Genomic DNA, 26,925 nt, shown 5'->3' on the forward strand with positions numbered 1-26,925 from the left:
TTGGATAATGAAGAAAATTTATTTGATGAATATAGAGAAAAATCTGATTTTATAGTTGCAGGCTTTAGTTATGGTGCTATAAAAGCATTAGAGTATGTATTAAATACAGATAATCGAGTAGATAAATTACAATTATTTTCCCCTGCATATTTTAATGATAAAGATAAAAAATATAAAAGAATGCAGTTGATCTATTTTAAAAAAGATGCAGAACTGTATTGTTCAAATTTTTTAAAGAATGCAAGCTTTACAGATGAACATATAAAAAAATATTTTGAGATGGGTACTTATGAAGAGTTAGAAGAACTTTTATCTTATGAGTGGTCACATAAAAAGATGGATATATTAAAAGATAAAAATATAACACTAGAAATATATTTAGGCGATAAAGATAAGATTATCAATGCTCAAAATGCATTGGAGTTTTTTAGAGAGTTTGGCGAAGTGTATTATATTAAAAATAAAGGACATATATTATGAGTAAAAATGCAGCGAAAATAGGAATCATAACAGCATCAGATAGAGCTAGTAAAGGAATTTATGAGGATATTTCAGGGAAAGCTATTGAAGATACAATGAATGATTATTTAACTTCATCTTGGGAACCTGTTTACAGATGTATAGAAGATGATCAACAAACCATAGAAGATACTTTAAAAGATTTAGTAGATAATCAAAATTGTTGTTTAGTTGTAACAACAGGTGGCACAGGACCAGCTAAAAGAGATGTAACACCTGAAGCTACAGAAGCTGTATGTGATAGAATGATGCCAGGATTTGGTGAACTTATGCGAGCTGAGTCTTTAAAATTTGTTCCTACAGCGATTTTATCAAGGCAAACAGCTGGTTTAAGAGGAAGTAGCTTGATAGTAAATCTTCCTGGAAAACCAAAATCTATACGAGAGTGTTTGGATGCTGTTTTCCCTGCTATCCCTTATTGTATTGATTTAATGGAAGGTCCTTTTTTAGAGTGTGATGAAGAGGTAATTAAACCATTTAGACCAAAGAAAAAATAAGTTATGAAAAAGCTTCTTATTTCCTTTGGTATCTCTGTAGCTATTTTTTTTCTTGCAAGTAGTTTTTTTACGACACAACACGCTTTACTTTTGTCTTTAGTAGTTTTTTTGGTAGTATTGTGGACAAATGAAGCTTTACCTATAGGAGTTGTTTCTCTTTTACCTATTATACTTTTTCCTTCATTTGATATACTAGGTACGAATGAAACTGTTGCAAACTACTCTAAATCTATTATTTTCTTATTTTTAGGTGGTTTTATGATTGCAATAGCAACACAAAAAACGGAGTTGCATAAATATATCGCAAAAAAACTACTTTCAATTTTCCCAAAAACAGCTAGAGGAGTGATTTTTTCTTTAGCAGTTACTTCTGCTTTTTTAAGTTCACTTTTATCAAATACTACAACAGCACTGTTACTTATACCTATTGCCATATTTTTAACAAGTGATAATAATTTAAAAATGAGATTTGTTTTAGCTATTGCATATGGCTCTAGTATAGGAGGAATAGTAACACCAATAGGAACACCTCCAAACTTAATTTTATTAGGATTTTTAGAAACACACTCAATAGAAGCGATACCTTTTATTCAGTGGATTGGATACACAGCACCTTTAGCTATAGTTATGTTAACTATTATCCCTTTTATATTATCTATAGGAATCAAAAACTTTGAACTTGAAAAAGGTTTTGATGATGTTATGTTATTAAATTCTGAACAAAAAAGACTTTTATATATATTATTGGGTCTAGTTATTTTATTGTTGGTGAACTCTAAAATAGAACCATACTATTCAGGACTAGGTATCAATGAAAAAGGTATTTTATTGGGATTTGGATTATTGATGTTTTTGCCAAAATTTGGATTTTTAGAATGGGAAGATACAAAAAAAATTCCTTATGAAATTATCTTTTTATTTGGAGCAGGTTTTTCTATAGCAAATGCAGTTTCATCAACTGGCTTAGCCCAAGAAATTGCATCAAACTTATTGGTTTTAACACATTTGCCAATATTTGTAATGATTTTACTTATAGCAGCTATGGTTACATTTACGACTGAAATTACATCAAATACAGCCTTAATATCTATTGCATTGCCTATTATATATTCATTGGGACAAGCGGCAAATTTAGATATAACTTTGGTTTTATTTGTGGCTACTATTTGTGCTTCATACGCTTTTATGCTGCCAATTGCCACACCTCCAAATGCAATTGCTATGAGTAGTAAGGTAGTCAAAGTAAAAGATATGGCGAAGTATGGGTTTTTATTTAATATTTTAGGAATTACATTTATTACAATAATAGCATTAGTATATTGGCAATTTTTTATATAAGAGTATTAAGATATATGCTATAATAAAAAATGATAGTAAAAAAATTAGATATAACAAACCATATAGAGCAACTAGAAGCTTTATTTTGTAGAAAAAAAGATATAAAATTGGATGGTGATATAAATATTCATCATTCCATTATAAAAGAGTTAGATACATTTTCTTTAAAAACGCCTCCTAAAGTTGAACCTTTAAATGGTCCTATGAATTACTTGCAAAAACAAGGAAATTTGAAAATATATGAGATTTATGAATTTGTAAAGATTTTGCGTTATTTTCAATATTTACATAAGTTTACTTTTACAGGAAAACTTGCAAATTGGATAGAAAAAATTATTATTCCCAAAGAACTAGATAATATTATAGATGCATTTGATGAAAAAGGTGAATTGATTCATGGGTTTAGTGAAGATTTAGATAGGGTAAACACTAATTTATATTCGAATAAAGATGCTATAAAACAAAAACTTTACGGAGTAATCAACAGTAAAAACCTACAGCCATATTTAGTAGATCATCAGGTACACTTAGTTCATGGTGAACAAACATTGATGGTACGAGCTGGTTTTAATCATGTATTAAAATGTAAAGTTATGGATAGAAGTCAAAGTGGTTTTTTTTATGTATTACCTCATAGTGTTGGTGAACTAAAACAAAAACAATCTGATTTGGTTAATTTAAAAGATGATATAGTTTATCGAATTACCAAAGAGTTTAGTTCTATCTTAGCTAAACAAATTATGTTTTTAAAATTTATTAACAAAGAGTTTGACAGATATGATCATTATCAAGCTAGATTGGAGTTTGCAAAGATAAATGACTTTAATTTTATTCTTCCAAGTAAAGCCAATAATAAATCTCAAAAGTTAGTTGATTTTAAACATCCCGCTTTACATAATGCTAAAAGTGTAAGTATTGATTTTAGTAAGAGTGTCATTATGATTACTGGTGTGAATGCTGGTGGTAAGACTATGTTACTTAAATCAATACTCAGTGCAGTATATATGTCTAAGTATTTGATCCCATATTCTTGTGATAAGTCAACTAAAATAGGAGCATTTAAAGATATCTCTGCCATATTAGATGATCCTCAAAGTGTTAAAAATGATATATCTACATTTGCTGGCCGTATGTTAGAGTTTAGTAAGTTATTTAGCAAAAATGATACTATTGTAGGTGTTGATGAGATAGAGTTAGGTACAGATAGTGATGAAGCCGCATCTTTATTTAAAGTAATTCTTGAAGAGTTAATTCAAAAAAATATTAAAATTATTGTAACAACTCATCACAAACGATTAGCAGCATTGTTAGCCGCCAATAACAATGTAGAGCTGATAGCTGCAATTTATGATGAAAACTTACGAGTACCTACATATGAATTTTTACAAGGAACTATTGGTAAGTCGTATGCGTTTGAAACAGCACAAAGGTATCATATTCCGCTTCGAGTAGTAAATAAAGCAAAAGAAGTTTATGGAGATGACAAAGATAAGTTAAATGACTTGATCCAAAGAAGTAGCGATTTAGAGAGAGAATATAAAGACAAAATATCATTATTAGATAAAAAGATTGAAAAAACAAAACAATTAGAAAAACAATTAAAAGATAAAAAAGAATCAATGGATTCAGATATAGTACATCAGAAAAATAAACTAGAAAAAGAGTTTAGTGAAGCAATTAATGAAGTGAAAAAAGCAGTAAAACTAAATAACATTAAAGAACAACATCAAATATTAAATAAAGTACATAAACAAAAGCAAGAGATTAAAATATCAAAAAATCAAGAGCCTTTAAATTTAAAAGTAGGTGATAGAGTTAAATATAATAATACAAAAGGTTTACTGATCTCAATTAAAGGGAAAAAAGCCACTGTTGAAACAAATGAAGGTATGAAGTTACAGTTACCTTTGAGTAGTTTACAAAGAAGTGGAAATATACCAAAAGCAAAACCTAAAAGTATACAGATTAAAGTGCAAAAACCTGAATCTGGATATATTAAATTAGATCTTCATGGACAAAGAGCTGATGAAGCAATTGAAAATTTAGATAAATTTCTTTCAGATAGTTTAATGGCAGGATTTGATGAGGTTCTTGTGTATCATGGAATAGGAACAGGAAAATTAGCTCGTGCTGTTTCTGAATTTTTAGATAGTCATCCTAGTGTTGTTAGTTATAATGATGCAACGGCAAAAGAGGGTGGTTTTGGAGCAAAGGTTATAAAATTATGAAAACACTTATTATATTATTATTGGTATCGGCACTTTTCGCTAAAAATCCTGAGAAACAATATTGGGATGAAGTAAAAAACAGTGCAGACATAGAACTTCTAAAGTCTTATAAAGAACAGTATCCACATGGAGTATTTGAAAAACTTGCAGATATAAAGATAAAACGATTAATTAAAGCAAATATAAATATTGAAGAAGATGAAAACAGTATCCCTTTATGGATAAAAGGTAAAGTTGATTATAGATTATATGGAATTGGAAAAGCCAATAAGCATTATAAGGGAGAAACTTATCAAAAAAATTTAGCCACAAAAAGAGCAAGAAGAGCTTTAAATCAATCTTATGATAGAGAAAGATTAACAAACAAAGAGATAGTTGAATACAATTCATTAGTAGAGAAAAAAGTTTATTTAGATCGTAATAAAAGGGTTTATATACTACTTTACATCGATAATATAAATCTCTAAAAAAAGAATTCAAAAATTTAAACTTATTTTAAGAAAAAACTCTTGACAATAAAGAAAAAACCTATTATAATCCCATCCACAAAACAAGCAGACAAACGCAAAGAGATTTGAAGTTAAAAAGCTTAAAAAATGTATGATCTTTAAAAAATATAATGTTGATAAATAAATCAAGTTTAAAAGAATTACGAAGTAATTTTTATAAACTAGATACAAGAAGAATAATAGAGTTTTATATATAGTTTACTATATATAAAATAATATAAACTTCGTCTATAAACTTAGAGTTTTCCGAGAGATGAATAATCTCTCTTTAATCTGAAAACACTAATAATATAATTAAGTCTTTAAATAGACTTAGTGATTTTTAGGTAAATACTTAAAAGTCAAGATTAAACACCAGTTACATTTATGTAACACTTATGGAGAGTTTGATCCTGGCTCAGAGTGAACGCTGGCGGCGTGCCTAACACATGCAAGTCGAACGAGAACGGATATTAGCTTGCTAATATTGTCAGCTAAGTGGCGCACGGGTGAGTAATATATAGTTAACCTGCCCCAAAGAAGAGAATAATTGTTGGAAACGACTTGTAATGCTCTATATGCCTTTATTACATAAGTAAGCAAGGGAAATATTTATAGCTTTGGGATGGGACTGTACGGTATCAGTTAGTTGGTGAGGTAATGGCTCACCAAGACAATGACGCCTAACTGGTTTGAGAGGATGATCAGTCACACTGGAACTGAGACACGGTCCAGACTCCTACGGGAGGCAGCAGTGGGGAATATTGCACAATGGAGGAAACTCTGATGCAGCAACGCCGCGTGGAGGATGACACATTTCGGTGCGTAAACTCCTTTTATATGAGAAGATAATGACGGTATCATATGAATAAGCACCGGCTAACTCCGTGCCAGCAGCCGCGGTAATACGGGGGGTGCAAGCGTTACTCGGAATCACTGGGCGTAAAGAGCATGTAGGCTGGTTTGTAAGTTGGAAGTGAAATCCTATGGCTTAACCATAGAACTGCTTCCAAAACTGCAGACCTAGAATATGGGAGAGGTAGATGGAATTTCTGGTGTAGGGGTAAAATCCGTAGAGATCAGAAGGAATACCGATTGCGAAGGCGATCTACTGGAACATTATTGACGCTGAGATGCGAAAGCGTGGGGAGCAAACAGGATTAGATACCCTGGTAGTCCACGCCCTAAACGATGCACACTAGTTGTTGCTATGCTAGACATAGCAGTAATGCAGTTAACACAGTAAGTGTGCCGCCTGGGGAGTACGGTCGCAAGATTAAAACTCAAAGGAATAGACGGGGACCCGCACAAGCGGTGGAGCATGTGGTTTAATTCGACGATACGCGAAGAACCTTACCTGGCCTTGACATAATAAGAATCTTTTAGAGATAGAAGAGTGCTAGTTTACTAGAGCTTATATACAGGTGCTGCACGGCTGTCGTCAGCTCGTGTCGTGAGATGTTGGGTTAAGTCCCGCAACGAGCGCAACCCTCGTGTTTAGTTACTAACAGTTCGGCTGAGGACTCTAGACAGACTGCCTGGGTAACCAGGAGGAAGGTGAGGACGACGTCAAGTCATCATGGCCCTTACGGCCAGGGCTACACACGTGCTACAATGGGGTATACAAAGAGCAGCGATACTGTGAAGTGGAGCAAATCTCATAAAATATCTCCCAGTTCGGATAGTAGTCTGCAACTCGACTACTTGAAGTTGGAATCGCTAGTAATCGTAGATCAGCAATGCTACGGTGAATACGTTCCCGGGTCTTGTACTCACCGCCCGTCACACCATGGGAATTGAATTCATTCGAAGCGGGGATGCTAAAATAGCTACCTTCCACAGTGGATTTAGTAACTAGGGTGAAGTCGTAACAAGGTAACCGTAGGAGAACCTGCGGTTGGATCACCTCCTTTCAAAGATATAATTAATCATTCGTTTGATTAATCATTAGAAAATAATAGATGGCTCAAAACCATTAAATTCAGTTAGCAAAGTCTAACTGGAGACGAAGAGTCTTGTATCTAGTTTATAAAGATTATAATAATCTTTAAATTATAAATATTTATTAACATATAGAAACTATATGCAATATGGGCCTATAGCTCAGCTGGCTAGAGCGCTCGACTGATAATCGTGAGGTCCCAGGTTCAAGTCCTGGTAGGCCCACCATATTACATCAAGATTATAAAAGTTAAATATAAGTACTTCAAAAAGTATTTATATTTGATTTTTAAGCACTAAAGTGCAATGCAGCGAGGAACTAAATTCCGAGTCGTAAAAAATCAAAGAGTTATTTTACAATTTACTGTTAAAGTCTTTATTTTTTCTAAGAAAGAAAATAAAAATACAATTTTATAATACTATTTAATTATATATAAATTATTATATTTAATAAGATAGTAGCTAAAGAATAATCATAACAACATAAGTGTTAAATCATATATTACTTGTAATATATGTATTTGAACTTTAATTTATCAAATAAGCTATTAAGGGCTAATGGTGGATGCCTAGACTATAAGAGGCGATGAAGGACGTACTAGACTGCGATAAGCATTGGGGAGCTGTCAAGAAGCTTTGATCCAGTGATTTCCGAATGGGACAACCCAGTATAATGAGAATTATATTATCTAGATTTATCTAGAGGCGAACTCAGGGAAGTGAAACATCTCAGTACCTGAAGGAAGAGAAATCAATTGAGATTCTGTTAGTAGCGGCGAGCGAAAACGGATTAGAGCGGTTATATTTAGCATATTAGTTAGTAGAAGTAGTTGGAATGCTACGCGATACAGAGTGAAAGCCTCGTATATGAAAACTTTTATGTGGAACTAAGATAATGAACGAGTAGGTCGGAACACGTGATATTTTGACTGAATATGGGGGGACCACCCTCCAACTCTAAATACTACTTATAGATCGATAGTGCACAAGTACCGTGAGGGAAAGGTGAAAAGTACCCCAGTGAGGGGAGTGAAATAGAACCTGAAACCATTAGCTTACAATCATTCGGAGCCCTATGTCTTGTACAGGGTGACGGACTGCCTTTTGCATAATGAGCCTGCGAGTTGTGGTATATGGCAAGGTTAAGTCAAGTACGAAGCCGTAGCGAAAGCGAGTGTGAATAGCGCGAATTAGTCATATGCTGCAGACCCGAAACGAAGTGATCTATCCATGAGCAGGTTGAAGCTGGTGTAAGAGCCAGTGGAGGACCGAACCGGTGTGCGTTGAAAAGTGCTCGGATGACTTGTGGATAGGGGTGAAAGGCCAATCAAACTTCGTGATAGCTGGTTCTCTCCGAAATATATTTAGGTATAGCGTCATGTAAATTAGTATAAAGGGGTAGAGCACTGAATGGGCTAGGGCTGCTTACCGCGGTACCAAACCCTATCAAACTTCGAATACTATATACTTTACCATGGCAGTCAGGCGTAGGGTGATAAAATCCTATGTCGAGAGGGGAACAACCCAGACTAACAGCTAAGGTCCCTAAGTCGTACTTAAGTGGAAAACGATGTGGAGTTACTGTGACAACCAGGAAGTTGGCTTAGAAGCAGCCATCTTTTAAAGAAAGCGTAACAGCTCACTGGTCTAGTGATTCTGCGCGGAAAATATAACGGGGCTAAAGTACGCACCGAAGCTTTAGATTACAGTTTACTGTAGTGGTAGGAGAGCGTTCTATTCAGCATTGAAGCCATACCGGTGAGGAGTGGTGGAGCGGATAGAAGTGAGCATGCAGGCATGAGTAGCGATAATTAAAGTGAGAATCTTTAACGCCGAAAACCCAAGGTTTCCTACGCGATGCTCGTCATCGTAGGGTTAGTCGGGTCCTAAGTCGAGTCCGAAAGGGGTAGACGATGGCAAATAGGTTAATATTCCTATACTTATAATAGAGCGTGATGTGGGGACGCATAGAGTTAATCGAGCTGGCTGATGGAATAGCTGGTCGAAGGATGTAGGTTGTAGCATAGGCAAATCCGTGCTACACTCGACCGAGATCTTACAGGCCGAACAAAATCTTCGGATAGCGTTTGGAATCGATGATACTGTCGTGCCAAGAAAAGCCACTAAGCATATCTATTATAACCCGTACCGTAAACCGACACAGGTAGGTGGGATGAGTATTCTAAGGCGCGTGGAAGAACCCTGGTTAAGGAACTCTGCAAACTAGCACCGTATCTTCGGTAGAAGGTGTGCCTACTTAGGTATTAGGGATTTACTCCCGAAAGCTTGAGAGGTTGCAACAAAGAGTCCCTCCCGACTGTTTACCAAAAACACAGCACTTTGCTAACTCGCAAGAGGATGTATAAGGTGTGACGCCTGCCCGGTGCTCGAAGGTTAATTGATGATGTCAGCGTAAGCGAAGCATTTGATCGAAGCCCGAGTAAACGGCGGCCGTAACTATAACGGTCCTAAGGTAGCGAAATTCCTTGTCGGTTAAATACCGACCTGCATGAATGGCGTAACGAGATGGGAGCTGTCTCAACCAGGGATCCAGTGAAATTGTAGTGGAGGTGAAAATTCCTCCTACCCGCGGAAAGACGGAAAGACCCCGTGCACCTTTACTATAGCTTTACACTGCTATTGGGATATTCATGTGCAGGATAGGTGGGAGACTATGATCTATGGACGCAAGTACATAGGGAGTCATCCTTGAGATACCACCCTTGAATATTCTGATAGCTAACTGGGAACAATTATCTTGTTTCAGGACAATGTATGGTGGGTAGTTTGACTGGGGCGGTCGCCTCCTAAAAAGTAACGGAGGCTTACAAAGGTTGGCTCAATCCGGTTGGAAATCGGATGTTGAGTATAATGGCATAAGCCAGCCTGACTGTAAGACATACATGTCGAGCAGAGACGAAAGTCGGTCATAGTGATCCGGTGGTTCTGTGTGGAAGGGCCATCGCTCAAAGGATAAAAGGTACGCCGGGGATAACAGGCTGATCTCCCCCAAGAGCTCACATCGACGGGGAGGTTTGGCACCTCGATGTCGGCTCATCGCATCCTGGGGCTGAAGCAGGTCCCAAGGGTATGGCTGTTCGCCATTTAAAGCGGTACGCGAGCTGGGTTCAGAACGTCGTGAGACAGTTCGGTCCCTATCTTCCGTGGGCGTAGGAAAGTTGAGGAGATTTGCCCCTAGTACGAGAGGACCGGGGTGAACGTAGCACTAGTGTACCAATTGTTCTGCCAAGAGCATCGTTGGGTAGCTACCTACGGATGAGATAAGAGCTGAAAGCATCTAAGCACGAAGCCAACTCCAAGATGAACTTTCCCTGAAGATCCCAGCAAGACTAGCTGGTTGATAGGATAGATGTGTAAGTGCAGTAATGCATTCAGCTGACTATTACTAATAGATCGTTTGGCTTATTTATATGAACTTCTTTAGTTTACTATCTTATTAAGTATAATAACTGATAAGTATTATAATCGTATTTTTATACAAAGACTTTAACTTTAATATTCTCAAATCAACATCTTAGATGTTGGTGGTTATTGAGAGGAGGTCATACCCAGTTCCATTTCGAACCTGGCAGTCAAGCTCCTCATCGCCGATAATACTGCAGGGTCCCCTTGTGGAAACGTAGGTCGCCGCCAACTTCTAAGATGTTTTTTTTTGCTCGTTTTTTCTATCTTCCTATTTCTTATTACTTTTTATTTTTATTCCTCTCTTTTCTTTTGTAGTTTGTTTTATTATTACTATTTCTTTATTATTATTTCTTTTTAGTGATGTTCTATTGCTCTTTTAAGGTATTTGGAAGGTCTTTGGCTTGTTTGTTTAATGCTTTTGTGTTATAATCCTTTTAATTTGTAAAATTCTTTTTTACAGTAAGATTTTCAATTACTGAATATTTAAAATAGTATTTAGTTAATATTTCAAGGATTATATTTATGTTTGATTATAACACTATCAAAAAGTTTATGTTTAATTTTGAACCAGAAACAGCACATCATATAGCATCATATGGATTCAAAACATTACCTTATTTAAGAATGTTAAATAATATGATGGTTGAAAGAAATTTTATAGATGATGATATCCTATCACAAAAAGTTTTTAATAGAACATTTCGAAACCCTATAGGGTTAGCAGCAGGATTTGACAAGAATGCTGATATGATTGAATCGATGCAAGCAATGGGATTTGGTTATACAGAAATAGGAACTGTGACACCTAAAGCTCAATTTGGAAATGCAAAACCTAGACTGTTTCGGTATCCTGAATATGAAGCTGTACAAAATGCAATGGGTTTTAATAATGAAGGTTCATATGAAGTTATTAAAAACTTAGGAAGTGTGTATCCTTACTCTATACCGATTGGAGCAAGTATAGGAAAAAATAAAACAACTTCTGAAACGGATACTTTAAGTGATTATGAAAAGTTAGTAATAGGGTGTAAAGATATTTGTGATTATATGGTGGTGAATATTTCTAGCCCCAATACTCCAAACTTGAGGGATCTTCAAAATGAAGAGTTTATTAAATCAGTATTTGGGATGGCAAAAGAGATAACTGATACACCTATATTATTAAAAATTGCACCGGATATGGAACATGAAACAGCTATTACTTTATGTCAAACTGCAATTAACTCTGGTGCAGATGGTATTGTTGCGACAAATACTACACAAGATTATTCTTTAGTACCAAATTCACAAAACTTTGGTGGAATTAGTGGTAAAGTGATGAGTGAGAAGTCTTATGAAATTTTTAAAGCAATTGGTCGAGAACTCCATAAAAAAACGACCTTAATAAGTGTAGGTGGAATAAGCGATGCAAATGATGTATATAGAAGGATAAAAGCAGGTGCTACTTTAGTTCAAATTTATAGTGCTTTTATATTTCAGGGTCCTTCAATGTGTAAAAATATTAATGAAGATTTAATTAAATTAATTAAAGAAGATGGTTATTCAAATATTTCAGAAGCAATAGGTTCTGATTTTAGATAAAGGAAAAAGATGTTAAAAAAAGTTTTACTTTTGAGTGTGTGTCTTTTAATAATAGGAGAAAATGTAATGGCAAAAAATAGTTTACCAAAGTATTATGAAAAAACTTTAAAGAATGGACTGAAAATTGTTGCAATTCCATTAAAAAATAATTCTGATGTAATTACAACTGATATATTTTATAATGTTGGAAGTCGAGATGAAATTATGGGTAAAAGTGGAATAGCACATATGCTTGAACATTTAAATTTTAAATCAACAAAAAATTTGAAAGCAGGAGAGTTTGATACTATAGTTAAAAGTTTTGGTGGTATTAATAATGCTTCGACTGGATTTGATTATACCCATTACTATATAAAATCAAGTAAAAAAAATCTTTCTAAATCTCTTGAGTTATATGCTGATTTAATGGAAAATTTAACTTTAAAAGATGAAGAGTTTCAACCTGAGCGTGATGTTGTGGCTGAAGAGAGACGATGGCGAACTGATAATTCACCTATGGGTTATTTGTATTTTAAATTATTTAATAATACTTTTACTTATCATCCTTATCATTGGACCCCTATTGGATTTATGAGTGATATTCAAAATTGGAAAATTGAGGATATTAAAGATTTTCATTCTACATATTATACTCCTTCAAATGCAATTGTTCTAGTTGCAGGTGATATAGATAGAAAAACTGTATTTGAAGAAGTGACAAAAAAGTTTTCAGATATTAAAAATACTGCTAATAGTATTAATATTCGTAAAGAATTACACACAATTGAACCTAAACAAAATGGTGCTAAAAGAATAGTTATTCACAAAGATTCAGAAGTGGAAATGTTGGCAATCAATTTTAATATTCCAAATTTTTTACATGAAGATCAAGTAGCATTATCTGCATTAAGTGAGTTGTTAAGTTCTGGAAAAAGTAGTAGACTAAATGAACTTCTTGTTGATGAGAAACAATTAGTAAATACTGTATATGCATACAATATGGAGTTAAAAGATCCTGGTGTTTATCTTTTTATGGCAGTTTGTAATCCAGGTGTAGATGCAAGGGATGTTGAAAAAATTATTTTAGAAGAGATAGATAAAATCAAGTCAGGTGATATTAAAGAAGAAGAACTAAATAAGATAAAAAAGAATACAAAATCTGATTTTATTTTTTCACTTGAAAGTTCTAGTAGTGTGGCTAGTTTATATGGAAGTTATTTGTCACGAGGAGATATAACTCCATTAATGAATTATGAAGATAAAATTGAAGCTTTAAAGACAGAAGATTTAGTGAAAGTAGCTAAAAAATATTTTACTAGTGGAAATTCAACTACAGTAATTTTGAAGAATAATGAAGAAAATGAATAAAGCTAAATCATTAAATAGTAATGATATAATTTAAAAATATAAAAATAAGGGATAGAAATATGACTATAGTTACGGGTGCTACTACAGCAATTATTACGCCATTTAAAAATGGAAAACTAGATGAGCAGTCTTATGCTAAGCTTATTCAAAGACAAATAAATAATGGCATAGATGCTATTTGTCCTGTAGGAACAACAGGGGAAAGTGCCACATTAACGCATGATGAACACAAAAGATGTATAGAGATTGCAGTAGAAGTTGTAAAAGGTACTAATGCAAAGGTTCTAGCAGGTGCTGGTAGTAACTCAACACTCGAAGCAATTAGTATTGCACAGCATGCACAAAAGTGTGGTGTTGATGCAATATTTTCGGTAAGTCCATATTATAATAAACCGTCTCAAGAAGGTTTGTATCAACATTACAAAGCTATTGCTGATTCTGTACCCGATTTAGGGTTTATGCTTTATAATGTCCCTGGAAGAACAGGTGTAGATATTGTTGCAAATACAGTTATAAGATTATTTGACGATTGTAAAAATATTTATGGAATTAAAGAAGCAACAGGAAGTTTAGATAGAGTTACAGAATTATTGTCACAACGCCCAGAGCTAAAAGTTTTAAGTGGTGATGATGCAATTAATTATGCTGTAATTGCAAGCGGTGGTGCTGGATTTACATCTGTAACTTCTAATTTACTTCCTGATATTACAAGCAAATTATCAAGGGAAGCTTTATCTGGTAATTTAGCAGAAGCAAGAAAAATTAATGATGAACTTTATGAAATAAACTCAGTTCTATTTTGTGAAAGTAATCCTATTCCTATTAAAGCTGCTATGTATATAGCTGGATTAATCGATAGTTTAGAATATAGATTACCATTAACTGCTCCAAGCACTGAAAATATGAAATCACTTGAAAAAGTAATGAATAAATACGACATAGTTAAATAATAATGTATACAATAATTGGTATTTTACTTTTATTTTTAATATCAATTTTTTCAGTATTATTATTTTTTAAATCAAAAAAGACAAGGCAAAACCTTTTAGATAGTGGTACTTGTCCTTCTTGTCAATCGACAACTAAAAGTTTTAAAGATCAAAATACGGGTGCATTGTTTAAAGTAGAAGCAATAAAACAAAATATCTTAAAAAATCATGGATGTAGTGGAATAGTTGAAATAGAATATATATGCAATAATTGTGGACTTAAAGAAGTCCACAACAGTATTGGGCGTGGCTGCAGTATGTAGATAAAAAAAAGCAAGGTTTTAGCCTTGCTTTTTTTATTCGTAGATTTTACTTGACAAAGATAGACTAAAGTGTTATAATTTATTAGCACTTTAAATAATTGAGTGCCAATATAATATAAGGATTTTAGAATGAGTAATAAAATATTTGAAAAATTGACAAACCAAATGCAAGAAACAATTGAATCAGGATTGAGCTTAGCATTGCATAATAAAAATCAAGAAGTAGAAATAGTTCATATCTTGTGGGGACTGTTAACAAATACATCAAGTGTATTAAATCAGTTACTAAATAAATTAAATATCGATAAAGTAGCACTTGAACTCGAAGTTAAAAGTGTTGCAAATAAACTAGTTTCAACATCAAGTGTAACTAAAGAAAATATTAAAATAAGTAGAAATGTTGTCTCGTCATTAGAGAATGCACAAGGATTAATGACTAGTAGTGGAGATAGTTTTTTAGCAGTTGATACTTGGATTATAGCAAATGTTAAAAATGATGTATTTAAAAATACTCTAGGAAAATATCTAGATTTAAATGAAGTTAAAAAGGAACTTGAATCAATTCGTGGTGGTGCAAAAGTAGATAGTCAAAGTGGCGATGATAATTTAGAGGCTTTGGATAAATATGGAATAGATTTAAATAAATTAGCACTTGATGGAAAACTTGATCCAGTAATTGGTAGAGATGAACAACTTACCCGAATGATGCAAATTCTGATTAGAAAAACAAAGAATAATCCTATCTTATTAGGAGAACCTGGAACAGGTAAAACTGCAATTGCAGAGGGACTTGCTCAAAGAATTGTGAACAAAGATGTTCCAACATCATTATTGAATAAAAAAGTAATATCTCTTGATATGTCTGCTTTAATTGCAGGTGCTAAATATAGAGGTGAGTTTGAAGATAGACTCAAAGCTGTAATAAAAGAGGTACAAAAAGTAGGAAATATTATTTTATTTATTGATGAAATCCATACTATTATAGGTGCAGGGGCAAGTGAAGGAAGTATGGATGCTGCAAATATTCTTAAACCAGCATTAGCAAGAGGTGAGTTGCATACAATTGGAGCAACTACATTAAAAGAGTATAGAAAGTATTTTGAAAAAGATACAGCTATGCAAAGAAGGTTTCAACCTGTAAATGTTGATGAACCAAGTGTGAATGAAGCATTACAAATATTGCGTGGTATTAAAGAAAAACTTGAAACTTTTCACAATGTAACTATAAAAGATAGTGCATTGGTAAGTGCTGCAAAATTAAGTCATAGATATATTACAGATAGATTTTTACCAGATAAAGCGATTGATTTGATAGATGAGGCAGCAGCTGAATTAAAAATGCAAATTGAATCTGAACCAACAATTTTGTCTATTACCAAAAGAGAGATTGGTACTTTAGCTGTTGAAAAAGAAGCTTTAAAAATGGAAAAAAGTGATAAAAATACAAATAGATTAAAAGAGATAGAAGAGGAGTTGTCAAATTTAAAAGAGAAACAAAGAAATTTGGAAACACAATTTACAAATGAAAAAGAGACTTTTAATGCTATTTCTACAATCAAAACACAAATAGATGAATTAAGAAGTAAAGCAGAGAGAGCAAAAAGAGAGAGCAAATTTGAAGAAGCTGCCTCAATTGAATATGGACAAATTCCAGAGCTTGAGTCACAAATAAAAGAAAATGAAGAAAAATGGGCAAAAATGCAAGCATCAGGAACACTTTTAAGAAATTTTGTTGATGAAGATGCTATTGCAAGTATTGTATCACGATGGACTGGTATACCTATTAACAAAATGATATCAAGTGAAAAAGAAAGAGTTTTACAAATAGAAAATGTTTTAAAAGCTGATGTTATTGGTCAAGATGAAGCTTTAAAAGCAATAAGTCGTGCGATAAAAAGAAATAAAGCAGGACTGAGTGATGATAGTCGTCCTATTGGGAGTTTTATGTTTTTAGGACCAACAGGTGTCGGTAAAACTGAGTCAGCAAAAACTTTAGCAAAATTTTTATTTGATGATGCAAAATCCTTAGTACGATTTGATATGTCAGAGTATATGGAAAAACATAGTGCAAGCAGATTAGTGGGTGCTGCACCTGGATATGTAGGATATGAGGAGGGTGGACAATTAACAGAAGCTGTAAGAAGAAAACCGTATAGTGTTCTTTTATTTGATGAGATAGAAAAGGCACATCCTGATGTATTTAATATATTGTTGCAAGTTTTAGATGATGGAAGATTAACTGATAATAAGGGGGTTACTGTTGATTTTAAAAATACAATTATTATTTTAACTTCTAACATAGGAAGTGATAAAATTATCAGTATAACTAACAAACATGAAAGAAAAGAGTCTGTTTTAAATGACTTAAAATCATACTTTAGACCAGAATTTTTGAATAGGCTTGATGATATTGTAATATTTGAACAACTAAGCTTAGATGCAATTACAAATATAGTAGATATTATGTTTGCGTCAATTGCATCACGACTTACAGAACGAGATATTCATATTACTATGAGTCCTGATGCTAAATCATATATTGCAGAAGCTGGCTTTGATCCTATTTATGGTGCACGACCACTTAAAAGAGCATTATATGAAATTGTAGAAGATAAGTTATCAGATCTGATACTTGAAGATAAAATAACCGAAGGAAGTAATGTACAATTTGATATTAAAGAAGGAGAAGTCGTTGTTAATATTTCTTAAAAGATAAATATTAGGTAAATTGTTATGATCTGCGTTTATAGATAGTAATCTTATTCTTTAAAATATAAACTAATATTAAGTAAGTTTTAAATATAATCGCAGACATAATTTAGAAAAAAGGAAAAAAGTATGAAAAGAACATACCAACCGCACAACACACCAAGAAAAAGAACACACGGTTTTAGAACAAGAATGGCTACAAAAAATGGTAGAAAAGTTATCAAAGCTCGAAGAGCTAAAGGTAGAAAAAGATTAGCTGTTTAAGCAAATCTCACCGTATAAATACTCAAAAAGAGTTTAGTCAAATATATAAAAGCAACAAAAAATGGCATACTCATGCTTTTGTTGTTTTTTTTCTTGAAAGTGATAGTTTTAATATCGCTTTTGTATCATCAAAAAAAGTTGGAAATGCTGTTCAAAGAAATAGAGCAAGAAGAGTTCTTCGTGCAATAATTTTAGAAAAAGAAAATCAGCTTAGAACTGGAAAATATGTATTGGTCGCTAAAAATAATATATTTGAAAGAAAACATAAAGTACTAAAAAATGATTTTAATTATGTTATGAAAAAACTGAATCTTTTTAAATGAAAAAACTTATTCTTTATTTTATTAAATTTTATCAAAAATATTTAACTATTTTATCTTTTGGAAGTTGTAGATATCATCCAACTTGTTCATCCTATGCAAAAATGCAATTTGAAAATAATAATATATTGTATGCATTGTTTTATTCTACAATAAGAATATTAAAATGTAATCCATTATTTGATGGAGGATTTGATTATGTAAAAGTAAAATGTCCTGAAAAAAAACAAATAAATCTAAAATTTAAAAAAATTAAGGTAAAATACTGGAAAGTACCAGTAAAAAATAATTACTGCTTAATACTTCAACACAATACAAAATGGGACACATAAATGGCACTACCGAATGACACAATGAACAAACAGCAAACTCAAAAAAGAATTCTTATTGCAACGGTTTTATCGTTTGCTTTTTTTATCGCATATGATTTTTTATACTTACAGCCAAAACAGGCTATGGTAAACGAAGCTAATGCTAAAAATGCAGTAGCATTAGAAAAGAAAAGTTCTGTAAATACAACAGAACCTTCAACTCAAGCAGCACCAGTTATACAATCACAAAGTGGTGCAAATAATGCTCCGATATCAGTTTTGACTGAAAATAATATCATCGCAACTATAACGACACAAAATAATGTTATTGAGATTGACAATTTAGGGAGAATTCACCAAGTAACACTAAGTGGTAATCAATATATTGATGATGATGCAAAACATATCAAACTTTTTGAAGCTAATCAATTAAAACCTTTGGAAGTTAGATTCTCTAATAGAGAAATTAATGAAGAAGCTTTTAAAACTAATGTAACAGCATCACAAGAAAAAATTGATGCAACTACAAACAGTACAGAACTAATTTTAACTCAAAGATTAACAGATACAACACTTACAAAAGTTTTAAAATTTTATCCTGATGGGCATTATGACATCACTGCATCTGCTACAAATAATGCAAAGTTTTTTATAACAACAGGATTTAGACCAAATGTACTTGTTGATATGTACGCAGATCATGGAGCACTGTTAGCTTTAAATGATGGTACATTAAATATTATTGAAGATGGTGACATGGATAAAAATGAAGAGTTAATTGGTATCAATGCAGCATCTGCTTTTGATAGATATTATGCTACTGCACTTTATAATTATGATATTAGTATGGCAATTAGTATTATGAAAGATGCAAATGATTCTCCTCAAATTTTTATTCACGCTAATGATAAAATATCTTTACATGGGTATATGGGACCAAAAGAATATAGAACTTTAAGTGCACTTGATCCTAGACTTACAACAATTATTGAATATGGTTGGTTTACATTTATTGCTAAACCAATGTTTATTTTATTGCAATATATTCATGATTATGTAGGTAACTGGGGTTGGACAATTGTTTTTGTAACTATTTTAATCAAACTTATTCTTTTCCCATTATCTCATAAAGGTATGGTTTCTATGAATAGACTTAAAGAGTTAGCTCCTAAAGTAAAAGCTATTCAGGAAAAATATAAAAGTGATAAACAAAAAGCATCTATGCATATGATGGAACTTTATAAAAAAGAGGGTGCTAACCCAATGGGAGGGTGTCTTCCAATCATATTACAAATCCCTGTGTTTTTTGCTATTTATAGAGTACTTTTAAACTCAATAGAATTAAAAGGTGCAGAATGGATGTTATGGATTGATGATTTAGGTGCTATGGATCCATATTTCGTATTACCAATTTTAATGGGTGCTACAATGTATTTTCAACAAAAAATCACACCAAATACTATGGCAGATCCTATGCAACAAAAAATGTTTCAGTTATTACCTGTAGTATTTACATTTTTCTTTTTATGGTTCCCTGCTGGACTTACATTATATTGGTTTGTGAATAATCTATTTACCATTGGACAACAATATTATGTAAATACAATATTTAAAAATGCTAGAATTGAAAGACATGAGAAACATGTTGAAGAGAAGACGCATAATAAAAAAGACTAAAAGGACATAGAATGTTAAAAGGAGCTACTAATGAAATTGTCATATTTGAAGCTAAAACTTTAGAAGCTGTTTATGAAAAAGCTTCAAAGACTTTACAATGTTCTATTACAAACTTGGAGATTGAAATTAAACAAGCTCCAAGTAAAGGTTTTTTTGGATTTTTTTCTAAAAATGCAATTATCTCTGCACAAATAAAAAATCTAGATAACACGGCAACAACAAAATCAACAAAAAATACAAATACAACAGTAGAAACTCTTTCTTCAAGATTAGATACTTTAAATAAAGAATCAAAAAATAAAAAGATTGAAGTACCAAAAATGGTACAACAAATTAAATCTGAAACTCTTTTTGATGAATTTTACACTGCAGAAAAAACGGATTTACATGAAACTCCTACTGTGAAGTCATCTCAAAGTGAATTGTCTAAAGAAATTGAAATAGAGATAAATAGTTTATTTTCAAACCTTTGTTATGATATAGATAAGATTGAAGTTTCTATAATTGATGATGAAAAGACTGTTTATGTAGAATTCTCTGGAGCTGATAGTGCTTTACTTATTGGTAAAGAAGGGTACAGATATAAGGCATTGTCTTATATCTTATTTAACTGGATAAATGAGAAGTATGGGTTGATGTTACGACTTGAAGTTGCTCACTTTTTAGCAAATCAAGAAACAGCAATTTATGCTTATTTAGATCCCGTGATTGAAACAATTAAGAGTGAAGGTTTTTTTAAAACTAAAGTTCTTGATGGTATTTTGGTGCATATTGCACTTACAAAACTAAGAGATGAGTTTCCCGATAAGTATGTTGCTGTAAAAACAACACAAAAAGGTGAAAAATATATTTTAGTAAATGAATATAGAAATTAACAAAATATGTATACAGAAGACACAATAGTTGCTATTGCAACTGCAAATGGTATTGGCTCAATTTCAATCGTTAGACTTAGTGGAAATGATGCTTTGAAAATATCACAGAAATTGACAAATAATAAGAACCTAGAGCCAAGAATGGCTACTTTGAGTAAATTATATGATTCAAAAGATGAATTAATCGATGAAGGATTAGTACTCTATTTTCAAAATCCATATTCATTTACAGGGGAAGATGTTGTTGAGTTTCAATGTCACGGAGGGATTGCCATTACTAACCTCGTGCTATCATCTTGTATACAAGCTGGAGCAAGAGCTGCAAATCCTGGCGAATTTTCAAAAAGAGCTTTTTTAAATGGAAAGATAGATTTATCTCAAGCTCAAGCGATCAGTAAAATGATTGAAGCTAGAAGTGAAGATGCTGTCAAAATACTTGCAAAACAACTCAAAGGTGAACTAAAAGAATTTGTTGAAGAGATACGAAAAGATTTGATTTTTATGCTAGCTTATACTGAGGTGAGTATTGACTATGCAGAGGAGGATCTCCCTACTAATATTTATCAACAGATTGATTCCAAACTTCAAAAAATTGTAATTAGACTTAAAGAAACATTAGCAGCAAGCAAAAGAAGAGAAGGTTTGATTGATGGCTTTAAAGTTGCTATTATTGGAAAACCAAATGTTGGGAAATCGAGTCTTTTAAATAAACTACTTAATTTTAATAGAGCTATTGTAAGTGACATAGCTGGGACTACTAGAGATACGATTGAAGAGAGTGTTAAAATAGGTTCGCATATTATAAAAATAGTTGATACAGCAGGTATAAGAGAAGCTAGTGATGAGATAGAAAAAATTGGAATAGAAAAATCTATTGAGGCTATTAATGAAGCTGATATTGTTATTGCTCTTTTTGATGGGAGTAGAATATTTGATGAAGAAGATGCACAAATCGTGAAACTACTCCATAACACTAATAAAGAAAAGTTAGTTGTACTGAATAAATCTGATTTAGATAGAAATTTGGATACTAAAGAAATTGGCGAGACTTTTATTTGTCTTAATGCAAAAGAAAATATTAATGAATTACTTTCCCAAATTGAGTTGATACTCAATCATAACTCAAACGCTGATGATATTACACTTATCTCTCAACAACAAGTAAACGAAGTATCATCAACACTTAAAAATATAGAAGAATCATTTGTTCCACTACAGACAGGAGAATTAGAATTTTTTTCACATCATATAAATGTTGCCTTAGAACATATTTCAAATATCACTAGACCCTATGAACACAGTCAAATGTTAGATGTTATGTTTGGTGAATTTTGTTTAGGTAAATAGATGTTTAGAAATGCACAAGTTTTGGAGTTTGTTGAAGAAACAAAAGAGTGTTCTTATTTTAAAGATAAAATTTGTGATATAAGATATAAATATATGGAACACTGTACTTCTGAAGAACAGTTGAAAATGTTAGAACGAGGGTGGCGAAGATTTGGAAATATGCATTTTGTTCCAGAATGCAAAGAGTGTAAGGAATGTAAAACGATTAGAATCGATGTGAATAAATTTACTTTTTCTAAGAGTCAAAAAAGAGTTTTTAATAAAAATAAAGAAACTGAAGTATACATACAAAAACCAACTGTAACTTATGAACATATAGATTTATTTAATAAGTATCATGAAGAGATGTCATTAAAAAAAAATTGGGCAGAAAATATTATTGATGTGGAAGAATATAATAACTCGTATGTCAATGGTGCTCATAATTATGGTAAAGAGATTCTTTACTTTAGAGACAATAAACTTGTAGGTGTTGCATTATGTGATATTTTACCTGATGCAATGTCTGCTATTTATTGTTATTATGATCATGATTATGAAAATTTATCTCTAGGTCAGTTTTCGATTTTAGCACAAATTAGTATTGCAAAACAAAATAATATACCATATCTTTATTTGGGATATTGGATAAAAGACCATTTTAGTATGGGATATAAAGAACGATATAAGCCATTTGAGGTATTGCAAAATAGACCCAAATTAGATGAAGATACAATTTGGAGAACTCATGAGTAAGAGAAGTGAAATTTTTGATTCTGAGTTAATAAAGGTGATTTGTGAAAAATAGATATATTTCAAATAAAACACTTATTATTAGGATAGTTCTCTCTGTATTGTTAATAAGTGTAGTTGTACTTTTTATTTCATCTGAATATCTTAAAAAAACTGCAGTTGATAATCTTGCCCTAGATGATGCAAAAAAAACAGCTAAACTAGTTTTTGAAACAATGAATACCCGAATGCAAGAGGGGTGGGAAAAAGATGATTTAAACGAAATTATTCAAAGGCTAGAGATTATTAGAAGTGGGATGAAAATCAACTCATACAGAAGTCCTTTAGTTGAAGAATTATTTGGTGTGGTTCCCGAAGATAAAAAGATATCTCAATCTGATCCTTTGATCATTCAAGCGATGAATGGTGAAGAAGTTTTCAAAATAAATAAAGAAACGGGTGCAATTCGTTTTTTATATCCAATGAAAGTCTCAAGTGACTGTACAAGTTGTCATGTAAATGCATCGAATGGTTCTATTAATGGTGTTTTGGATATCACTTTTCCTCAAAGTGAAATAAAAATATCTCTTGATATGATTTTTTCTTATATTATTGGCTTTTTTGTTCTTTTTTTACTTGTTATATCTTATGTTTTTTTTATGGTTATTAACAAGAAAATGGTGGAGCCAGTTGTTTTATTAACAGATAAAATTTTGGAAATTCAATCAAGTAAAAATCTAACAAAAAGAGTAAATATTAAAAGCAATATTAAAGAAGTAGGACTGCTTCAATTACATTTTAATAATTTATTGATAACAATTAAATATTATTATGATAGATTAATTGCATCAATTTACACGGATGATTTAACTTCTATTAATAACCTTAGCAAATTACAATATGATTTAGAAACAAAAAATAGCAATTTGTCTATAATGGTTTTAGATATTAAGTCATTTGGAAGACTAAATCAGGTGTATGGTAAAAAAGTTTCAGAATTTATATTAAAAGAGTTTACTAAAAATATTAATACTGTATTAAAAAACAATGGTGTTCTGTATAGGCTTTATGCAGATGAGTTGGCAGTTGTATATAACAGTAAATTAACACATAAAGAGGTTGTTGAATTTTCCGAAATAATTAAAGAGTTTAGCTATACTTATAAAAAAAGTAGTTTTATGTTAGATACAACTATTGGGTATGCTTATGGAAATAATAAGGATGTATTTTCTAATGCTACTCTTGCATTAAAAGAAGCAAAAAAAAGAAAATGTGCTATTTTTGAATTCAATGAAACAATTGCAATTGAAGATGAAAATAATCATCATATGAATTGGCTGAATAAACTTGATGATGCAATTGAACATGATCAAATTTTTCCATATTTTATGCCAATAAAAAATACGAAAACTGGTTTGATAGATAAATATGAAACTTTAGTAAGAATTGTTGAAAATGGAAATATTCACACACCTGATAAGTTTTTAGATATTGCAATTTCAAGTGGAAAATATCATATCATTACTCAAATAATGATAAAAAAAGTATTTGAATATTTTAAAGATATTGATGATGTAAAGTTTTCTATCAATATTGGCATTAGTGATATCACAAATGCAACAACCATGCAAATTCTTTTTGATAATCTTGAAAACTATAATTATAGTTCAAATGTTATTATAGAACTATTGGAAACGGAAGAGATTTCAGATTTTGAACTTTTACATAGTTTTATAAAAAAAGTTAAAAACTACAATGCCCGAATTGCTATTGATGATTTTGGAAGTGGATATTCGAACTTTAATTATATTATCAACCTTGATATCGACATCGTAAAATTAGATAGTTCTCTCATTGAAAATATGTACACAGATCAACATTCTGTTGTAGTTGTTTCTAATATTGTAAAAACAATTAAAGAGTTAGGCTTAGAAGTAGTTGCAGAGAAAGTTTTTTCTCCAGAAATAGAACAAATTTTGACTATTCATGAAGTTGATTATTTGCAAGGTTATGAAATAGGAAAAGCCCAAAGGGAGATTAATAAATAGATGAAATTTTCTTTTATAACATTATTTCCAAATCTTATAGAACCTTATTTTCAAGACTCTATTTTGAAAAAAGCAGTTGATAAGGAACTCATCAAGTATGAGTTTTACAACCCTAGAGATTGGACAACAAATAAACATAAAAAAGTTGATAGTACTTTATGTGGTGGTGGTGCGGGACAATTAATTTTTCCGCAACCCTTATTTGATTTATTAGATGAAATCAAACAAAAGAATAAAGATGCTTATATTATTTTTCCTTTGGCAGCAGCAAAACCTTTTACCCAAAATGATGCAAAAAGATTAGCTAAAAAAAAGAATATCGTTATGGTAAGTGGAAGATACGAAGGAATTGATGAGCGTGTGATTGAAAAGTATGCACATGAAGTCTTTAGTGTTGGGGAATATATCTTAACAGGAGGGGAACTGCCTTCTCTTATTATGTCTGATGCTATTAGTAGAAATGTTGAGGGGGTTTTAGGTAATATGGACTCTTTAACAGATGAAAGCTACAATCAAAATGAAGAAGCTCTAGTTTTATTAGAAGCACCCTCTTTTACAAAACCAGTAGAATTTAGAGGTTTAAGTGTACCTTCAGAATTATTAAAGGGAAACCACGCTAAAATACGCAACTTAAAAATTAAGCTGTCTAAATGCAAAACTCAGTATTTTAGACCATAAATGGGGCACTTTGTGTATTTAATAGGACACATACCCCCGAACTAAGGAAAAAAAATGAAAAATAAATACATCGCTGCTTTCGAAGCTGCACAAGTTGAGTCTAAAGAGATTCCATTATTTAGAGCTGGTGATACACTAAGATTAGGTGTTGAAATTAAAGAGGGAACTAAAACAAGAGTTCAAAATTTTGAAGGTATTGTTATTGCTTTAAAAGGTGAAGGTGTTTCAAATACATTTACAATAAGAAAAATTGGAGCAAATGGAATTGGTGTAGAAAGAATTTTCCCATTATATTCTGATAGTTTAAAAACTATTGAAGTACTTAGACGAGGTGATGTAAGAAGAGCTAAGTTAAACTACTTAAGAGAGCTTAAAGGTAAAGCTGCAAAAATTAAAGAATTAAGAAAATTCTAAGTATTAGAGCAGTCATTTAAAAAGGTAAGTGCTATATTTAGTACTTGCCTTTTTTTATATCTAATATAATTATGATAAGCTTACGCGAGTCCCCAGTTCAAAATATAATCTTCCAAGGACAATCTTTTTTGTTAAAAAGAGATGAGTTGGTGCATAAAGATTTTTCAGGAAATAAAGCAAGAAAATTTTTATATTTTTTAGAAAATGAATTTCCTAATGTGAAAAAACTTATAAGTCATGGTTCAAATCAATCAAACGCAATGTACAGTTTATCCATTTTATGTAAACTTAAAAATTGGAATTTTGAATACTACACAAACCACTTGCCATCATACCTTAAGGATTATCCTCAAGGAAACTATAAATACTCATTAGAAAATGGCATGAATCTTATAGTTAAAGATGATTTCACAAAAGATAGTTGTAAATTTGATGAAACGGTACTTTTTATTGAAGAGGGTGGTGCTTTAATGGAAGCTAGTTATGGTATAAAAATACTAGCTTCAGAAATCTCAGCATATCAAAAACAACACAACTTAAATAATTTAAAAGTATTTCTTCCTAGTGGTACAGGCACAACTGCTCTGTTTTTACAAAAATTTCTTGACATAGAGGTTCAAACTTGTGCTTGTGTTGGTGATGAAGAGTATTTAAAAAAACAATTTTTAGCATTAGAAAAGAATGAACAGTATCACCCTACAATTTTATCACGAAAAAAGAAATACCATTTTGGTAAATTATACAAAGAAAACTATATGTTATGGAATCAGCTAAAAATGGAAACAAAAATAGAGTTTGATTTATTGTATGATCCTATAGGTTGGGATACTTTACTGTATAATTTTGATGAAAACAATACATATATGTATATTCATCAAGGGGGACTTATAGGAAATGAATCAATGATTCAACGGTATAAGTATAAATATAATTCTTTCTAAAAGGAATAGTAGC

The 26,925-nt window shown here is 31.7% G+C and carries 21 protein-coding genes, 1 tRNA gene and 3 rRNA genes; all 25 read left to right on the top strand.

Going from position 1 to position 26,925, the window contains the following annotated elements; translation table 11 throughout:
• The 25 genes from bioV to ACMCMH_RS06920 all read left to right on the top strand — a co-directional run bounded on the left by bioV (position 1) and on the right by ACMCMH_RS06920 (position 26,912).
• The gene (bioV, locus tag ACMCMH_RS06800; RefSeq protein ID WP_412723932.1) at positions 1 to 480 is read left to right on the top strand and encodes a pimelyl-ACP methyl ester esterase BioV; all 480 of its coding nucleotides are present in this window, start codon (positions 1 to 3) and stop codon (positions 478 to 480) included.
• Positions 477 to 1,016: a molybdopterin adenylyltransferase gene (mog, locus tag ACMCMH_RS06805; protein WP_412723934.1), complete on the top strand. Its 540-nt coding sequence runs from the start codon at positions 477 to 479 to the stop codon at positions 1,014 to 1,016. Before bioV ends, mog begins: the two co-directional genes overlap by 4 nt.
• A 3-nt stretch (positions 1,017 to 1,019) precedes the next feature.
• Positions 1,020 to 2,354, top strand: coding sequence for an SLC13 family permease (locus ACMCMH_RS06810; RefSeq protein ID WP_412723936.1), 1,335 nt, complete (start codon positions 1,020 to 1,022; stop codon positions 2,352 to 2,354).
• Positions 2,355 to 2,383: 29 nt separating this feature from the next.
• Complete coding sequence (locus tag ACMCMH_RS06815) at positions 2,384 to 4,582, top strand: endonuclease MutS2 (RefSeq protein ID WP_412723938.1); 2,199 nt, start codon at positions 2,384 to 2,386, stop codon at positions 4,580 to 4,582.
• On the top strand, positions 4,579 to 5,049 hold the full coding sequence (locus tag ACMCMH_RS06820; protein ID WP_412723940.1) for a hypothetical protein: 471 nt from the start codon (positions 4,579 to 4,581) through the stop codon (positions 5,047 to 5,049). The genes ACMCMH_RS06815 and ACMCMH_RS06820 overlap by 4 nt, the downstream gene beginning before the upstream one ends.
• Before the next feature lie 416 nt (positions 5,050 to 5,465).
• A 16S ribosomal RNA gene (locus ACMCMH_RS06825) occupies positions 5,466 to 6,983 on the top strand.
• Positions 6,984 to 7,162: 179 nt separating this feature from the next.
• Positions 7,163 to 7,239: transfer RNA gene (locus ACMCMH_RS06830), tRNA-Ile, on the top strand.
• Positions 7,240 to 7,549: 310 nt separating this feature from the next.
• Positions 7,550 to 10,442: ribosomal RNA gene (locus tag ACMCMH_RS06835) — 23S ribosomal RNA — on the top strand.
• A 110-nt stretch (positions 10,443 to 10,552) separates the two neighbouring features.
• Positions 10,553 to 10,668, top strand: a 5S ribosomal RNA gene (gene rrf / locus ACMCMH_RS06840).
• Together the 16S, 23S and 5S rRNA genes with 1 tRNA gene alongside form the textbook arrangement of a ribosomal RNA operon.
• Positions 10,669 to 10,959: 291 nt before the next feature.
• The gene (locus tag ACMCMH_RS06845) at positions 10,960 to 12,018 is read left to right on the top strand and encodes a quinone-dependent dihydroorotate dehydrogenase (RefSeq protein ID WP_412723942.1); all 1,059 of its coding nucleotides are present in this window, start codon (positions 10,960 to 10,962) and stop codon (positions 12,016 to 12,018) included.
• A 9-nt stretch (positions 12,019 to 12,027) separates the two neighbouring features.
• Complete coding sequence (locus ACMCMH_RS06850; RefSeq protein WP_412723944.1) at positions 12,028 to 13,365, top strand: M16 family metallopeptidase; 1,338 nt, start codon at positions 12,028 to 12,030, stop codon at positions 13,363 to 13,365.
• A 59-nt stretch (positions 13,366 to 13,424) separates the two neighbouring features.
• Positions 13,425 to 14,315: a 4-hydroxy-tetrahydrodipicolinate synthase gene (dapA, locus tag ACMCMH_RS06855; RefSeq protein WP_412723946.1), complete on the top strand. Its 891-nt coding sequence runs from the start codon at positions 13,425 to 13,427 to the stop codon at positions 14,313 to 14,315.
• Between the two features lie 2 nt (positions 14,316 to 14,317).
• Entirely contained in the window at positions 14,318 to 14,617 is a 300-nt protein-coding gene (locus tag ACMCMH_RS06860) for a hypothetical protein (protein ID WP_412723948.1), read from the top strand.
• Positions 14,618 to 14,746: 129 nt separating this feature from the next.
• Positions 14,747 to 17,326, top strand: coding sequence for an ATP-dependent Clp protease ATP-binding subunit (locus ACMCMH_RS06865; protein ID WP_412723950.1), 2,580 nt, complete (start codon positions 14,747 to 14,749; stop codon positions 17,324 to 17,326).
• Positions 17,327 to 17,455: 129 nt separating this feature from the next.
• Complete coding sequence (gene rpmH / locus ACMCMH_RS06870) at positions 17,456 to 17,590, top strand: 50S ribosomal protein L34 (RefSeq protein WP_412723952.1); 135 nt, start codon at positions 17,456 to 17,458, stop codon at positions 17,588 to 17,590.
• Positions 17,591 to 17,631: 41 nt separating this feature from the next.
• On the top strand, positions 17,632 to 17,913 hold the full coding sequence (gene rnpA, locus ACMCMH_RS06875) for a ribonuclease P protein component (protein ID WP_412728009.1): 282 nt from the start codon (positions 17,632 to 17,634) through the stop codon (positions 17,911 to 17,913).
• Complete coding sequence (gene yidD / locus ACMCMH_RS06880) at positions 17,910 to 18,242, top strand: membrane protein insertion efficiency factor YidD (protein ID WP_412723954.1); 333 nt, start codon at positions 17,910 to 17,912, stop codon at positions 18,240 to 18,242. The genes rnpA and yidD overlap by 4 nt, the downstream gene beginning before the upstream one ends.
• Entirely contained in the window at positions 18,243 to 19,898 is a 1,656-nt protein-coding gene (gene yidC, locus ACMCMH_RS06885) for a membrane protein insertase YidC (RefSeq protein ID WP_412723956.1), read from the top strand. It begins immediately after the preceding gene.
• 11 nt (positions 19,899 to 19,909) lie between these two features.
• Complete coding sequence (locus ACMCMH_RS06890) at positions 19,910 to 20,773, top strand: Jag N-terminal domain-containing protein (RefSeq protein WP_412723958.1); 864 nt, start codon at positions 19,910 to 19,912, stop codon at positions 20,771 to 20,773.
• Positions 20,774 to 20,779: 6 nt separating this feature from the next.
• Entirely contained in the window at positions 20,780 to 22,120 is a 1,341-nt protein-coding gene (gene mnmE / locus ACMCMH_RS06895; RefSeq protein ID WP_412723960.1) for a tRNA uridine-5-carboxymethylaminomethyl(34) synthesis GTPase MnmE, read from the top strand.
• On the top strand, positions 22,121 to 22,855 hold the full coding sequence (locus tag ACMCMH_RS06900; protein ID WP_412723962.1) for an arginyltransferase: 735 nt from the start codon (positions 22,121 to 22,123) through the stop codon (positions 22,853 to 22,855). It begins immediately after the preceding gene.
• A gap of 41 nt (positions 22,856 to 22,896) precedes the next feature.
• Positions 22,897 to 24,879, top strand: coding sequence for a GGDEF domain-containing protein (locus ACMCMH_RS06905; RefSeq protein WP_412723964.1), 1,983 nt, complete (start codon positions 22,897 to 22,899; stop codon positions 24,877 to 24,879).
• On the top strand, positions 24,880 to 25,557 hold the full coding sequence (gene trmD, locus ACMCMH_RS06910; protein WP_412723966.1) for a tRNA (guanosine(37)-N1)-methyltransferase TrmD: 678 nt from the start codon (positions 24,880 to 24,882) through the stop codon (positions 25,555 to 25,557). It abuts the gene before it with no gap.
• Between the two features lie 54 nt (positions 25,558 to 25,611).
• Positions 25,612 to 25,971 (top strand): 50S ribosomal protein L19, encoded by a 360-nt coding sequence (gene rplS / locus ACMCMH_RS06915; RefSeq protein ID WP_412723968.1) that lies wholly within the window; start codon positions 25,612 to 25,614, stop codon positions 25,969 to 25,971.
• A gap of 128 nt (positions 25,972 to 26,099) precedes the next feature.
• A complete protein-coding gene (locus ACMCMH_RS06920) occupies positions 26,100 to 26,912 on the top strand; it encodes a 1-aminocyclopropane-1-carboxylate deaminase (protein WP_412723970.1) in 813 nt (270 codons plus the stop codon).
• Positions 26,913 to 26,925: the final 13 nt, after the last annotated feature.

The sequence above is a fragment of the Arcobacter sp. 15-2 genome (genome assembly GCF_047159865.1).
Lineage (GTDB): Bacteria > Campylobacterota > Campylobacteria > Campylobacterales > Arcobacteraceae > JAIOSF01.

Excerpts from the sequence above, each read along its gene's own strand:
- mog (WP_412723934.1), top strand. The coding sequence starts at position 477 with ATGAGTAAAAATGCAGCGAAAATAGGAATCATAACAGCATCAGATAGA.
- ACMCMH_RS06810 (WP_412723936.1), top strand. The coding sequence starts at position 1,020 with ATGAAAAAGCTTCTTATTTCCTTTGGTATCTCTGTAGCTATTTTTTTT.
- ACMCMH_RS06815 (WP_412723938.1), top strand. The coding sequence starts at position 2,384 with ATGATAGTAAAAAAATTAGATATAACAAACCATATAGAGCAACTAGAA.
- ACMCMH_RS06820 (WP_412723940.1), top strand. The coding sequence starts at position 4,579 with ATGAAAACACTTATTATATTATTATTGGTATCGGCACTTTTCGCTAAA.
- ACMCMH_RS06845 (WP_412723942.1), top strand. The coding sequence starts at position 10,960 with ATGTTTGATTATAACACTATCAAAAAGTTTATGTTTAATTTTGAACCA.
- ACMCMH_RS06850 (WP_412723944.1), top strand. The coding sequence starts at position 12,028 with ATGTTAAAAAAAGTTTTACTTTTGAGTGTGTGTCTTTTAATAATAGGA.
- dapA (WP_412723946.1), top strand. The coding sequence starts at position 13,425 with ATGACTATAGTTACGGGTGCTACTACAGCAATTATTACGCCATTTAAA.
- ACMCMH_RS06860 (WP_412723948.1), top strand. The coding sequence starts at position 14,318 with ATGTATACAATAATTGGTATTTTACTTTTATTTTTAATATCAATTTTT.
- ACMCMH_RS06865 (WP_412723950.1), top strand. The coding sequence starts at position 14,747 with ATGAGTAATAAAATATTTGAAAAATTGACAAACCAAATGCAAGAAACA.
- rpmH (WP_412723952.1), top strand. The coding sequence starts at position 17,456 with ATGAAAAGAACATACCAACCGCACAACACACCAAGAAAAAGAACACAC.
- yidD (WP_412723954.1), top strand. The coding sequence starts at position 17,910 with ATGAAAAAACTTATTCTTTATTTTATTAAATTTTATCAAAAATATTTA.
- yidC (WP_412723956.1), top strand. The coding sequence starts at position 18,243 with ATGGCACTACCGAATGACACAATGAACAAACAGCAAACTCAAAAAAGA.
- ACMCMH_RS06890 (WP_412723958.1), top strand. The coding sequence starts at position 19,910 with ATGTTAAAAGGAGCTACTAATGAAATTGTCATATTTGAAGCTAAAACT.
- mnmE (WP_412723960.1), top strand. The coding sequence starts at position 20,780 with ATGTATACAGAAGACACAATAGTTGCTATTGCAACTGCAAATGGTATT.
- ACMCMH_RS06900 (WP_412723962.1), top strand. The coding sequence starts at position 22,121 with ATGTTTAGAAATGCACAAGTTTTGGAGTTTGTTGAAGAAACAAAAGAG.
- trmD (WP_412723966.1), top strand. The coding sequence starts at position 24,880 with ATGAAATTTTCTTTTATAACATTATTTCCAAATCTTATAGAACCTTAT.
- rplS (WP_412723968.1), top strand. The coding sequence starts at position 25,612 with ATGAAAAATAAATACATCGCTGCTTTCGAAGCTGCACAAGTTGAGTCT.